Origin of the sequence: Pedobacter sp. Leaf41, assembly GCF_001422545.1 — a bacterium.
Classification (GTDB): Bacteria; Bacteroidota; Bacteroidia; order Sphingobacteriales; family Sphingobacteriaceae; genus Pedobacter.
In genome coordinates this window covers 397,552-411,438 of sequence record NZ_LMLE01000001.1, presented here as the reverse complement: position 1 = coordinate 411,438, position 13,887 = coordinate 397,552, and the positions used below count along the sequence as shown (strand labels likewise).

The window sequence follows — 13,887 nt, the reverse complement described above, 5'->3', positions numbered from 1 at the left end:
ATCTTTATTATCTTGGATTTTGAGCAATGCCAGATAGTGTAACCTGATTCGGTAATTGAAACAACTTCCGTGGATCATCAGCAGTAAGTGTAATGGTTTCAAATGATCCATTCACTTTAAAAACTTTATGTTGAACAGGCAATTTATATCTTAAAATATCGAACCATCTCAATCCCTCTTGGGTAAATTCTTTTTTCTTGAAATCTAAAATTGTAGCAATTAAACCTGCTTTTGGATCAGCTATACCATAAAATGTTGCAATTTTAGCTAAAGTAACTGCATGGGTTGTAGCATTGTAATTTAAGATTCTTGTACTGCAATAAGTATTTAAGTCTGCCAATGCCAATGTATTTTGACCTGATGACGCATAAGCTTCCGCTCGGTTCAATAAAACTTCGTCTGCAGTTAAAACAGGAACAATAGTATATGGAAAACCAATCGTAGCATTAGGACTGGTTCTTACAAAATATTCATTCCATTTTAACATTGTATAATGTGGTACGCCGTAATAAGCTGACTTATATGCCCAACGTGCGCCTGTAACATTTGGTGTAAACATTTCATTATTTTGAACCTGCCCGAATCCATATCTTGGACTTACTGTCCTGGCCCATGATGATGCCGTTTCTATTAATAATAGTGTTGATGGTTCACTCGCTTGGGTAAAGTTAATTACCTGCTCATCCAAAGTGTACGTATTATATCTGGTATTCCAAGGTCTCAATATTGTAGCGAAAGCATTTCCTGGAGAAACCGCACTTGCATATTGAATTACCTTATCGTACTCTTTTTTGAATAAGAAAAATCTTGCAGCGAACGCATTTGCTGCACCTAAATTAAAGTGATATTTAGCAACTTTATAAGAAGTGTTTTTTATTAATGGAAGCCCTTCTAATAAGTCTTTCTGAATGCTCGCATACACTGATGCTACTGTACCTCTAGTATATTGAGCTGATACTACTTTTTCGGGAACGGTTACATAAGGTATACCCGGTGAATCGTTGCTACCTGCAGGATCATAAGCCTTCGAATAAAGTGTTACCAACATAAAATGGGCATAAGCTCTTGCCACTAAAGCCTCTCCTTTGTACGGTAACGCTGCAGCACCTAAATTATTAACTTCAATTGCCTCTAATGCAGCATTTGCTGCTGCAATTGCTTCATAGCACGAATTCCAATATTGTGTTGGCGTATCACTGTCATCATCATCATTATCCAACCAGTAATATGGTTGTGTAACCGTTCTTCCTTCACTTCCTATTCCAGGGCCTTTATCTTCAGCATTGTCAGATGCTGTCTCGGTAAATGCGATATAGTTACCTTCTGGATAGGCACTTGTTAATAATTCAGCTACTTTTTCTACTGTATTTACTTGTGTTCTTTGATCTGGTGCTTGCTCCAAAAACTTCTTACATCCAGCTGTCGATATCAGCGTTAAAGCAATAATCGATATGTATATTTTTTTCATGATAGTATGTTTAAAACCCCACCTTTAAAGATAATGTAAACTGACGAGGGATTGGCAAAGCCACACCTCCTGATCCGAAAAACTCTGGATCCTGTCCGTTTAATTTCTTATCTGAATAAATTAAGAATAAGTTATTACCAACTGCACTGATAGATGAGTTAGTTAATCCAAGTTTCTTTGTGTATTTTGAAGGAATGTTATAACTTAAGATAATTTGTTTCATACGTACAAAACCTCCATCTGCAACACGCTCTGTAGAGTAGTTATAGTTATTATAAGCATAGTTACTCCCGAATGCTTGTGCTTCCAAAACATCCAAAATTGAAGGAACATTTGTTAACAACTCATCACCTTGCATTTCCCAACGACTTAAGAATGCTTTGGGCATAGCATCAAGATCGGTATAACTCGTTTTAAATGAAGGCGTTAAACGCACTTTATTTCCCGCTGCAAATGTTACTAAAGTTGAGAGGGTAAAATCTTTGTATTTAAATGTATTTGAGAAACCACCTGTATATTGGGGATCGATAGGGCCTTCATATTTAAGGTATTTAATTACATCACTTTGCAGATAAACATCACCGCTTACAACTCCTTCATCATTGATAAATTTTGGAGAACCATTTAAAGGATCTAATCCCTGAAAATCAAGTGAAAATAATCCTCTTTGAGCATAGCCTTCTAATGGACCACCATCTGCACCTATTAAACCGAAGATTGATGGTTGGTTTTTCAAGTTTGTGATCTCATTGCGGTTGTAACCAAAAATTAATTGGGTTGACCAACTAAAAGAAGGAGAGGTAAAAATTTTCGCTCCCAAAGCTGCCTCTATACCTTCCGATTTCATATCAGCATAGTTTGCTTGCTTAATGGCCTCACCACCAATACCAGAAGTTCTAAAAGCACCAATCAAATCAAAACTTTTTCTTCTATAAGCATCAACTGTTAAAGTCATTCTTTCTTTGAATAATCCTAAATCCAACCCTACGTTAAGTTCGTTTAATTTTTCGAATGTTAATTCAGAGTTTTCAAGACCAGAAATGTATAGCTTGGTTTCCTTCTCTCCTAGGTATGGACGACGGGTACCCATACTTTGTACTACTAAACTTGAGTTTGTTGCCGAACCCATACTTGCTACTAAACCATAAGTTGCCCTCAATGTTGCCCGACTAATTATGCTTTTAAGTCTTTCGCCCTGCATGAAATTTTCAGTATCGATATTCCAAGCTCCAGAAACATTCCATGTAGGTAACCATCTTGCTGTTGGTGATTCTCCCAATAAATTCGAACCATCATAACGGCCAGTTGCGTTAATGCTATATTTACCCTTGTATGAATACGCCGCTCTTAAAGCATAATTTAGATAACGCTCGTAGCGATAACCCATGCTATAATAGTTAAAGCCGCCTTCAACGTTTTGTTTAACAATATTTGGATCAATAAACGGAACACCACCTTTATCATATTGATAGCCATATCCATCAAAAACTTTATTTTGACGATTGATGTAACGCATCTCCTGAGTTGCAAAAACATTGAAAAGATGATCACCATTGAAGGTTTTATCATACTCTAAACTATTTCTTACGTAATAATTTGTGATGTTATCATCGTTGGTTTTATAAAAACCGCCATAAGGTAAAACAGAAACTGGTAATGCATTTGGATCATCCGGATTGCTGTATAAAAATTTATTGTTATTTCTTATCGTAGCATCATCAGGACTTATACCGGCACGATATGCTTGTGCCATGTTTGAGTTTTCAGTAATTTTGTGCTCCTGGCTGGTTTTAGCAAATCGATAAGCACCGTCAAAAGAGTATTTTAAGTTGTTTGTGATCTTATACTTTAACCCACCTTGAACTTTAAAATCAATCAAGCCCAATTCTAAGGTATTATTTCCTAATTCGTTAAGGATATTAAATGGTGCGTAATTCTGAGTAAAATATTCCCGATTACCATTCGCATCATAAGGTGTTAACGTACGACTGGTATTCAAAGCATAACTGAATGGATTAATATCAAAATCACGATCATAAGTTCCGTAAACTGGATTTCCATTTCTACCCAAAGTTCCCGGCGCTTTTTGATCACGGATAGAGCCCTGAGTAATGAGTTCAAAACTTAACTTATCACTAATCTCAAAGTTGCCACGGAAGTTCCCAGTAAATCTTTTAACCTTATCTGCGATCGTCCATCCGTTATCTTGTAGAAAACTCGTTGAAGCATATATTTTAGATTTCTGTGTTCCCGTAGCCACACTTAGCGAGTGTTCTTGCATTAATGACTGTTTAAATAAAACATCAAACCAGTCAGTATTTGCATCAGCATAGCGTTGTAAAAACTGCTTTTGACTTTGAGCATCATTTCTTAGCGCATAACTACCTGTTGCAGGATCATAGACATACATTTGATTGTACATTTTTGTAAATACCCCACCATTTGCACTACGAGATGAACTTGAATGATTTAACCATCCTTTATTTTGCATTTCAATATAAACATTCATTTGATCTGCAGAATTCAAAATATCAAAGTTATTATATGAAGGTTTCATATAACTAGAAAAGTTTCCAGTATACGATATCAATGGCTTGCCCTCAGTATTTCTACCTTTCTTTGTAGTGATAATAACGACACCGTTCATTGCTCTAGCGCCATATTGGGCTGTAGCAGCAGCATCTTTTAAAATATTAAAGCTTTCAATATCGTCAGGGTTTAGTCCTGCTACTGATGAACCTACAAGTGTAGACGGATCACCAGTTGACAATTGTTCATTGGAAATGTTAACCACATCTTCCAAAATAATTCCATCCACTACCCAAAGCGGTTTATTATCTCCTGAAATAGAGGTTGCGCCACGCACACGAATTTTTGGAGCAGCACCAAATGTACCGGAAACGTTTTGAACAGAAACCCCAGCTACACGACCTTCAAGCATACGACTTACATCTGTGATACCATCTCTTTTTACATCAGAAGCCTTTAAAGCAGTTGCCGCACCCGTAAATAATTTTTTATTAAGTTCCTGATAACCCGTAGAAACTACATTTACTTCTTTAAGTTGGTTAGCATCCTCCTCAATTGAAACATCTATTGTGGTTCTGCCATTTACAGCGATTTCAATGGTTTTATAACCTACTGAAGCGAAAGATAATGTGGCTCCATCTTTCACTTTAATTTGATATTCGCCTTGTCCGTTAGTAGAAACGGCATTCGATGCACCTTTTTCACGTACACTTACGCCTGGCAAAGCTGAGCCATCTTTTTTATCTCTAACACGACCCTTAATGATTATATCTTTTTTTGTGTTAGATTTTGAAGCTTCCTGCACTTTAAGTATAACCTGGCTACCCACTAACTTGTAACCGATGTTTTTTTGTTTCAGCTGATCTAGTGATTCAGTGATTGATGTGAGTTTGTTAGGAACCGCCAACATCATTGTTTTGTTAATTTCAGCTGCGTCGTAAACGAAACTTACTTTGTAAGCTTGTTCAATTTTCTTTAAGTAGCTGTCTAACCTTTCGGGCTTGGCGTTACCTTGCTGAATATCAGCTTTGGCTAAAACCGCCCAAAAGATTGCACACAGAAGTAAGGCCATTCGGCGCAAACTCATTCCCGCATTTCTTTTGTAGAAATTTCTCTCCATAGTTAATTGTTGTTTGTTTGATTAATTGATTAGTTAAGGTGTTTGTAGGATAATAGTATCTTTAGTTTCTTTTATTTTTAATGAATAAGTTGCTTTCAAAACCTCTAAAACCTCGTTCAAACTATTATTCTCGAATTTGGCATTAAATTTTTCTACCAGTTGATGGTTGGTAATTAGTTTGATGTCAGTTTTATAATAGTGACCTAATTGCTTGCAAACCTCTTCTAAAGGTGTGTCAACAAAAATTAATTGCTTGGTAATCCAAGAATCTGAATTTTGTGATATCCTTGTCGTGAATTGCTTATCCAAGATACGATAAGTTAAAGCCTGGCCTGCTGTTAAAATAGAAGATGTACCTTTTTGATAGGGCGAAAAAATAACCTTACCGGTTTTTACATCAAGATCAATTTTAACAGGAGAATAATCAAGGTTAAAAGAAGTTCCTAAAACACTCACTTTCGATTCACCCATAATTACGCTAAAGGGATGTTTAGGATCTTTAACAATTTGAAGAAAGGCTCTCCCTTTGGTTAGATAAATATTTCTTGAATTCCCATCAAATGCTTTAGGATACTTAATTATAGTATTTTCCGCTAAAATTAATTTAGATCCATCAGATAAGAAAAGGGAGTCGATATCATTTTTCGTTTCGAAACTTAATAATTCTAAAGGCCTATTTAAAGTGTAAACCCAGTAACAAGAAACAGCTAATAAAATAGTAGCTGCAATGCCACTTAACCATTTAATTCGAAATGTTGGTTGGTGAGATATCTTCTTCAGCGCCAGTTTAAAACTTTCAAGGGATTTTTTTTCATTAACTTCTTTTAGACGTACCGCTTTCGACGATAAATTCCATACCCGCTCCACTTCCTTAAAATAGGATTGATTGCTTTCAGATTCAGCACAAAAGGAAATTATAGCAGAATGAAGTTTTTCATCCTGTGGATTATTTAAATACCGAACAATTAAGTCTAGGTATTCAGGTTGGTTAAGCATTAGTTAGTTTGGGTTTGTAAATATAAAGACAATCAAACCGAAAAAAACCCCTAGATAATTTTTAAAAAATTAAATAAAATTGAAAAAATACCATTTTGACCGAGCAAAATCAGACAAACATGAAGTTCAAGAGCATTAAATATCCTTTACCACGCTTATTTAAAGTTTCATCGTTTAAAAAACGAGCTCTTAATAGTTTTAAGGCATTTCCGATATGATTCTCGACTGTTTTTTCAGAAATATTTAATTGAATTGCAATTTCCCTATACTTTAGGCTTTCGAATCGACTTAATATGAACACCTTTTTGCATTGAGCCGGAAGTTTTTCAATTTCATTTCTTAACATCAAAATCATTTCACTTTCCTCATCAAGATCCATTAAATATTGATCCGTAATAGTTGAAGCTAATTTTAAATGATGCTGCTCTATATTTTTTTGACGATTGAGGTAATTAATGGATGAATTAATTACAGTGCGGTACAAGTATGATTTGATGGATTGAACTTCGTTCAAAGCTTGTGGATTTTCCCAAATCTTGAGGAAAATATCTTGTACCAGCTCCTCCGCGATAGATATATCATTCACATAACTGTCGCTTGCTAATAAAAGTTTTTGGAAATAGACTGTATAAAAATGGGTGAAAGTCGCAGTATTACCCTGCTCAATTATAGTGATTAAATCAATTCCCTTTTCTACCTTAGTTGCATTCATCTAGTGGTAACCTTCCATCGACTCGGTTAATATAGAATCAATATTACAACTTTATAACCACAAAAATGACAGTTTAGATTTGTTTTCAGGTAGCTTTATTTCAAAAAATTTAAAACACTTAGCTATAATAAGGTGATATCATCAAATAAACGATTACCCCTGTTACAGCAACATAAAGCCACATCGGGAAAGTAATCCTCGCAATTTTTCTATGCTTGTCAAAACGTTGAGCCAGCGCCCGAACAAAAGTAACTAATACAAAAGGAATGATAATTACGGACAGGCAGATATGAGTGATAAGAATAAAATAATAGATGTATTTAATAGCGCCTTCGCCTCCAAATTTTGTCGAATCAGCTGTCATGTGATAAGCCACATACATCCCTAAGAAACCAACAGATAAACCAATGGCCACTTTCATCAGATTTTCATGAAGCTTTTGTTTGCCGTTTTTTATGGCCCAAACCGCAATTACCAATACAATGGCAGTTATCCCATTTATTGTGGCGTAAATTGGTGGTAAAAAAGACAAGGGCTTTACATCGTAACCAAGTTTCCTTAAGTTAACTCCGAACAACAATGCAACTACCAAAGGTATGGCGATTGACAATACAACAATCCACTTATTATATTTCGTTTCAACTGATGACTTCATTTCTCCTTGTGCCCTTAAATACTTTTTACTTTAAACTTTTAAATTTCAACTTTAACCTACCTGCCATCCTTTAAATTGCGTAGATATTCTGCAATAAGCACTTTAATTTCGTCCTCTAATCTACTTTTGGCTTCGGGATTATCAATTTCATACATGCCTCTGATTCGATGTTGAACATCTATCAATAATATTTTGTTGCCAAATATGAAATTGGGTTTATCCTTTGATTCATCTTTAATTACATCAAGCAAAAGCCCTTTTCTGATTAAAGGATAGGTTGTTGATGTATCTCCGGTAAGCAAATCCCACTTACCAGCCTTGGCCTGAAATTGATTGGCGTAATCAACAACTTTGTTTTTATCATCTGGATTTACAGAGATACTTAAAAAGCGAACCAGTGGCTTCTTGGTGTAACCAGCTGACAACTGACTGATGTATTTAGCCACATCTTTACTCATCGCATCAGTAAAGAAAAGATTGAGAACAATTATTTTATCCTTTACAGAATCGAGATTAATAATTGCACCTTTTTGATTAACGAGGCTAAATTCAGGAATTTGGTGATAAATGGTATCTGGAATTTTCTTCCCTTTAACGGAATGAAATGTAGATGCTACTACCTTTTCTCCGAATATAGGCAAGCTCTTATACCTGTTTTTAGCAAACTGTGGCAATAAGTAAAAAAACAAAAATCCTGGTATAGCCAATATGCTTACCAGGATTAATACCTTTTTAATTGGGCTTCTTTTCATTAATGGCTCATCATATGGATGTTAAGAAATCCACCTTCAATTAACATTAAAACGATAAAGTAAATAATGAAAATAAACGAAACGGTGAGCGAAAGCTGAAGTCCTAATTTTTCATACTTTAAGTGCATAAAGTAAGCTACTATATAAAATGCTTTTAATAAAGTTAATGCAATATATACAAAGTTACCTACCCCATGAGACATATAGCCTTTAGGTAAAATTACCAACGCGATAATAAATTCAATTACCGTAATGAGTAATAAGATACCGAATACCTGCCAAATTTTTCTTTTGCTTAGACCTGCATGTTCTTCGTGTTCGTGTCCTTCTGTTGTATGTGAATGATGTTCTGACATGATAATATTTTTAGATATGATAAATTAAACCAAATAGAAGAATGTGAATACAAACACCCAAACTAAATCTACAAAGTGCCAGTACAAACCAACCTTTTCAACCATCAAATAGTGACCTCTTTTTTCGAAAGTTCCGTTAATGGTCATGATTAAGATAATGATATTGATTAACACACCACTAAATACGTGGAAACCGTGAAAACCTGTAATGGTAAAGAAAAGGTTTGAAAACTGTTGTGCTGCTACCAAAGAAACATCACCAGAAAATAAATGTTTTAATTCTTCTGCTGATGGAATTTCTCCCCATCCAAATCCTTCATGGAATAAGTGAGTCCATTCTAAAGCCTGACAACCCAAGAACATAAAACCACCAATAATAGTAGCCACCATCCACCAAATTACTTCTTTTTTAGAACGTCTGTGTCCTGCTTCTACGGCTAATACCATCGTTACAGAACTCATGATTAAAATGAAGGTCATGATACCCACAAATACTAATGGATAACCACTATCTGCAAGACCAGGTACGGATTGGAAAACCAAATCAGGATCTGGCCATGTTAATTTTGAAAAACGCTGAGCGCCATAATAGATCAATAGCGATGAAAAAGTAAAAGCATCTGACAAAAGGAAAAACCACATCATGATTTTACCATATTCTACCGACCACGGAGAACGACCACCATTCCATGGTCCGGTTTTAACTTGATCTAATTGTGATACTGAATTCATTTGGAAATAGTATAATAGTTTGTTAACAAATTTAACGGTTCAAAAGTAAAAAAACATACAGATATATCCATAATATATCTATAAAATGCCAAAAAATAGATGCGATTTCCATGCGATATTGGCTTTTCGCTAATGGAATATTTCTGTAGCTGCCCACTAAAGCACTAATTATTAAGAAAGCACCAGCTATAATGTGTAGCAGGTGAATAAAACTCACCACATAAATAAACGAAATTGCTGCATTATTACCTACCAGGGTTGCACCTGTTTTGATCATACTGCCCCATGCATTAAACTGCATCACACCAAAAGCAATAGCCAATAGCACAGTCACCAGAAGCAAATTTCTTTGTAAGCTGAAATTTAATTTACGCAATGCCCTTGATGCTAAGAAAAGCGTAATACTACTGGCGATTATCACCAGACTAGAATAGATAAAGGCATCGGGCAGAACCAAACCATGCCCTTTTCCCTTGGATGCAGAAAACACAAGATAATAACTTGTAAAACCACCAAACATAATTGTTGATGATACTACAAATAACCATACTATAAATTTTCTCGGCTTTGGATCAAATGTATCTTGGATATTTTCCATTGTTAGAACCATAAATTATTTTGCTATAAAATTTAATAATAAACCCAACTGTACGGCTGGGATGTAAAAAAACGAACAGAACATTACTTTTTTCGCATCAATTAATTCTCTGTTCAATAAAAGTTTTAAAGCTAACCAGCTAAAAATAAGCCCGGCTAGTAGCGATAAACCAGCGATGTAATAACCACCGAAGCCATAAAAGGTCGGCAATAAACTTACCGGAATCAAAAGTAGCGTACTTACAAAAGTTAATAAAGCAGTCGTCTTATCACGTTTTTTAGTAGGTAAAAGTCTGAACCCAGCTTTTTTGTAATCATCATCCAACACCCATGCAATTGCCCAAAAATGTGGAAACTGCCAAACGAATTGAATTAAAAATAATATTCCTGCGATGTAATAGTCAATTTCATGAAACATCTCCGCTTTCAAACTTCCGAATGCTGCCAGGTAACCGATAAGCGGTGGCAACGCACCAGGTATGGCTCCAACAAAAACTGCAATCGGTGACTTGCGTTTCAAAGGTGTATAAGCAAACGCATAAAGCAAGATCGAAAATACAGATAGTAGTCCAGTCTCCAGGTTCAGTCTGCCAAGTAACCAGGTCCCTACAAAAGCCATAAAAACGCCTAAAATCAAGCCCTGTCCAGTTGTCATCCTACCTGCAGGCATTGGTCTATCTTTGGTACGAGACATGAGCTTATCTAAGTCTTTCTCAATAATCTCATTGAAACAGTTTGCGGCTGCTGTTACTAAAAACCCACCAGCGATCAAAATGCCCCAATTTCCCCAATCAATAGAAGGAATATGGCCTCTGCCTACTTGCATTTTCTGGCCGATCAAAAATGATATCGATGCAGAAAACACTACCGTAAACGATAGCCTGAACTTGATAAGTTTAGAAAAATCAGAAATAACTTGTTTCAATTCTCTTTTTTTTATTGCTTATAAGTACTTGTACGGTAAACCAGCAAGTACAAATAAAATTGTAAACTAAATAGCAGCGTAGAAAACAAAATGTGTATGGCTTGCGCTGCTGGTGGAAATGCGATATAAGCTAAAGCAAAGCCACTTAAAATTTGTATGAGAAGCGTGATTAAAATAAAACGGGCAGTTAACAATGGGGCTGCTTTTCCGCTAAAGCGATCGATAACCATTTTATAAACGATCGCATTTGCAAGCACTACTAAAATGGCTAAATCGCGATGATATGAAAATACGGAACCCACTTTTGCTATCCAACTCCCTCTGATAGTGTAAGACAGTGATTTCGCAATTACATCCACCGACTCTCTTACCTCAGTACCTAATATGATTTGAACAACACTAACAATCAAGGTGAAAAGCAAAAATCCTTTAAGCCATAATATGCGGTACATGATTACGGATTGCGGTTTATTCAGCTGTTTCGCGTAGTTATAAGTGTATATGGAAATGGCTAAAATTACAATTGCTAATAACATGTGTACGGTAACTACCCACTGTGCCAGGTTAGTCGAAACCACAATTGAACCAAGCCAGGCTTGATATCCCACCACTAAAATGTTTAGGATACTTAAAAAAATGATCCTCTTAGCCGATTTCCTGTAGGTAAAAGAATATACCGCTGTTAAAAGCAAAAATATTCCTGCCACAACTCCCGTTAAACGGTTAATATATTCTACCCATGTTTTAGCCGGATTAAATTCTTCAGGCAGTGTAATACTTTTATCATTCCTGATGCTATCTGCCAATTCAGCTTTGCCCATACTCTCTAGGTATTTAGCAAATTTTTCATTCTTTTTTAACCTTCCGGCAACATACTTTTCTTTATAATCAGCAGGTAGCTGAGATACATCGGTTGGTGGAATATAACGGTCAAAACATTTTGGCCAATCAGGACAACCCATACCCGAGCCAGTACTGCGAACAATACCGCCGGCAAGTATAACCAATAGCGTAACTATGATGGTTATGAAATTGATCCTAATAAAACGTTGTTCTGATCTGCTGACCATATATCTTTTAAGATGAAAAGGGTATCCGGATAAGCAGAAACTTAATCAGATACCCCTTTTAAAATTGTATTAAAGCTAAAAGCTAGTTATTCTCTTTTACAGGATTAGCTAATTCCCAATCTTGTTGAATTTTCTCGGCCTCAGCATTTCCTTCAAAATCATGAGGCAAGTTTGAACTCATGGTTTGAGAGAAAGGAACTGTTTGTGGAATAAAATCTACATCATGTCCTGGTTTGCTATAGTCATAAGGCCATCTGTAAACTGTTGGAATTTCTCCTGGCCAGTTACCGTGGATGTGTTCAACTGGTGCAGTCCACTCTAAAGTGTTTGATTCCCAAGGATTTTGCGGTGCCTTTTTACCTTTGAATATTGAATAGAAGAAATTGAACAAGAATGCTACTTGAGCCAATGCTGCCATAATAGCCGCCCAGGTTACAAAAACGTTCACCGTTAACCATTTTTTCATGAATTCGAATTCAGTAAAAGCATAGTAACGACGAGGTACACCATCTAAACCTAAGAAGTGAAGTGGGAAGAATACCAGGTAAGCCGCGATGAAAGTTAACCAGAAGTGTAAATAACCTAATTTAGCATTCATCATTCTACCAAACATTCTTGGGAACCAGTGATAAACACCAGCAAGCATACCAAAAATTGCCGCAGAACCCATTACCAAGTGGAAGTGGGCAACTACAAAATAAGTATCGTGTAGATTAATATCCAAAGAAGCGTTACCTAAGAAGATACCGGTTAAACCACCAGAGATAAAGAATGAAACTAAACCAATAGCGAACAACATGGCTGGAGTGAAACGGATGTTACCTCTCCATAGCGTAGCTAAATAGTTAAATGTTTTTACTGCTGAAGGTACCGCAATAATCAATGTGGTAATCATAAATACACCACCCAATAGCGGGTTCATACCGGTAACAAACATGTGGTGACCCCAAACGATGAATGAAAGTACGGTAATACCAATTAATGAATAAACCATCGCATGGTAACCAAAAATTGGTTTACGTGAGTTTACCGAGATTACTTCAGATGAGATACCCAAAGCTGGCATGATAACGATGTAAACCTCAGGGTGACCCAAGAACCAGAATAAGTGTTGCCATAAAATTGGAGAACCACCTTCATTTGGTAAAATATCTGTACCTAAAACAATATCAGATAAATAGAAACTTGTTCCAAAACTGCGATCGAATACCATTAATACCACCCCAGCTACAAGAACAGGAAAAGATAAGATACCTAAGATAGCCGTTAAAAAGAAAGCCCAAATGGTTAATGGCATTTTCCAAAGGTCCATACCTTTAGTACGCATGTTTAAGATTGTACTCACATAGTTGATACCACCCATTAATGATGATGCCACGAAAAGTACCATACTAATTAACCATAATGTCATCCCCATACCAGAACCTGGCATTGCCTTCGCAACTACAGATAAAGGAGGATAAACTGTCCAACCACCAGAAGCAGGTCCTGTTTGGATGAAGAACGAAGACATCATGATCACACAAGCCATAAAGAAGAACCAATATGAAAGCATGTTCAAGAATGGCGAAGCCATATCTCTTGCACCAATTTGCAATGGAATAAGTAAGTTACTAAAAGTACCACTAAGCCCTGCAGTTAACACGAAGAATACCATGATGGTACCGTGAATGGTAACCAGTGCTAAATAAAAGTCAGGTTTGATACGACCGCCTTCAGCCCATTTTCCTAAAAAAGTTTCTAAGAATGGAAAGTTTTGATCTGGCCAAGCCAATTGAATACGGAATAAAATTGATAAGCCCATTGCAATTACGGCCATAATGATACCCGTAATTAGGAATTGCTTAGCAATCATTTTGTGATCCATGCTGAAGATATACTTCGAAATCAACGTCTCCTTGTGGTGTCCGTGATCAGCGTGGTCGTGATTGTGTTCGTCGTGTAATGCTATTGTTGACATATTCTTTTCGCTCCT

General features: G+C 36.1%; 12 protein-coding genes. All 12 read right to left on the bottom strand.

Going from position 1 to position 13,887, the window contains the following annotated elements; translation table 11 throughout:
• Positions 1 to 7: 7 nt before the first annotated feature.
• The 12 genes from ASE92_RS01875 to ASE92_RS01820 all read right to left on the bottom strand — a co-directional run bounded on the left by ASE92_RS01875 (position 8) and on the right by ASE92_RS01820 (position 13,872).
• Positions 8 to 1,468 (bottom strand): RagB/SusD family nutrient uptake outer membrane protein, encoded by a 1,461-nt coding sequence (locus tag ASE92_RS01875; protein WP_056848407.1) that lies wholly within the window; start codon positions 1,466 to 1,468, stop codon positions 8 to 10.
• A 10-nt stretch (positions 1,469 to 1,478) separates the two neighbouring features.
• Complete coding sequence (locus ASE92_RS01870; RefSeq protein WP_056848406.1) at positions 1,479 to 5,117, bottom strand: SusC/RagA family TonB-linked outer membrane protein; 3,639 nt, start codon at positions 5,115 to 5,117, stop codon at positions 1,479 to 1,481.
• 33 nt (positions 5,118 to 5,150) lie between these two features.
• Positions 5,151 to 6,113 (bottom strand): FecR family protein, encoded by a 963-nt coding sequence (locus ASE92_RS01865; protein ID WP_056848405.1) that lies wholly within the window; start codon positions 6,111 to 6,113, stop codon positions 5,151 to 5,153.
• 109 nt (positions 6,114 to 6,222) lie between these two features.
• Positions 6,223 to 6,825 (bottom strand): RNA polymerase sigma-70 factor, encoded by a 603-nt coding sequence (locus ASE92_RS01860; RefSeq protein WP_056848404.1) that lies wholly within the window; start codon positions 6,823 to 6,825, stop codon positions 6,223 to 6,225.
• Between the two features lie 118 nt (positions 6,826 to 6,943).
• Positions 6,944 to 7,480: a DUF420 domain-containing protein gene (locus ASE92_RS01855; protein ID WP_056848403.1), complete on the bottom strand. Its 537-nt coding sequence runs from the start codon at positions 7,478 to 7,480 to the stop codon at positions 6,944 to 6,946.
• Positions 7,481 to 7,536: 56 nt separating this feature from the next.
• Positions 7,537 to 8,232, bottom strand: coding sequence for an SCO family protein (locus ASE92_RS01850; RefSeq protein WP_056848402.1), 696 nt, complete (start codon positions 8,230 to 8,232; stop codon positions 7,537 to 7,539).
• Positions 8,232 to 8,588: a cytochrome C oxidase subunit IV family protein gene (locus ASE92_RS01845; protein WP_056848401.1), complete on the bottom strand. Its 357-nt coding sequence runs from the start codon at positions 8,586 to 8,588 to the stop codon at positions 8,232 to 8,234. The genes ASE92_RS01850 and ASE92_RS01845 overlap by 1 nt, the downstream gene beginning before the upstream one ends.
• 24 nt (positions 8,589 to 8,612) lie before the next feature.
• Positions 8,613 to 9,320 carry a cytochrome c oxidase subunit 3 gene (locus ASE92_RS01840; RefSeq protein WP_056848400.1) on the bottom strand — a complete coding sequence of 236 codons (708 nt, stop codon included), beginning with the start codon at positions 9,318 to 9,320 and terminating at the stop codon, positions 8,613 to 8,615.
• A 31-nt stretch (positions 9,321 to 9,351) separates the two neighbouring features.
• Positions 9,352 to 9,918 carry a cytochrome c oxidase subunit 3 gene (locus tag ASE92_RS01835; RefSeq protein WP_082454879.1) on the bottom strand — a complete coding sequence of 189 codons (567 nt, stop codon included), beginning with the start codon at positions 9,916 to 9,918 and terminating at the stop codon, positions 9,352 to 9,354.
• Between the two features lie 15 nt (positions 9,919 to 9,933).
• On the bottom strand, positions 9,934 to 10,842 hold the full coding sequence (gene cyoE, locus ASE92_RS01830) for a heme o synthase (RefSeq protein WP_056848398.1): 909 nt from the start codon (positions 10,840 to 10,842) through the stop codon (positions 9,934 to 9,936).
• Between the two features lie 11 nt (positions 10,843 to 10,853).
• Positions 10,854 to 11,912 (bottom strand): heme A synthase, encoded by a 1,059-nt coding sequence (locus ASE92_RS01825; protein WP_056848397.1) that lies wholly within the window; start codon positions 11,910 to 11,912, stop codon positions 10,854 to 10,856.
• Positions 11,913 to 11,994: 82 nt separating this feature from the next.
• Complete coding sequence (locus tag ASE92_RS01820) at positions 11,995 to 13,872, bottom strand: cbb3-type cytochrome c oxidase subunit I (protein WP_200926311.1); 1,878 nt, start codon at positions 13,870 to 13,872, stop codon at positions 11,995 to 11,997.
• Positions 13,873 to 13,887: the final 15 nt, after the last annotated feature.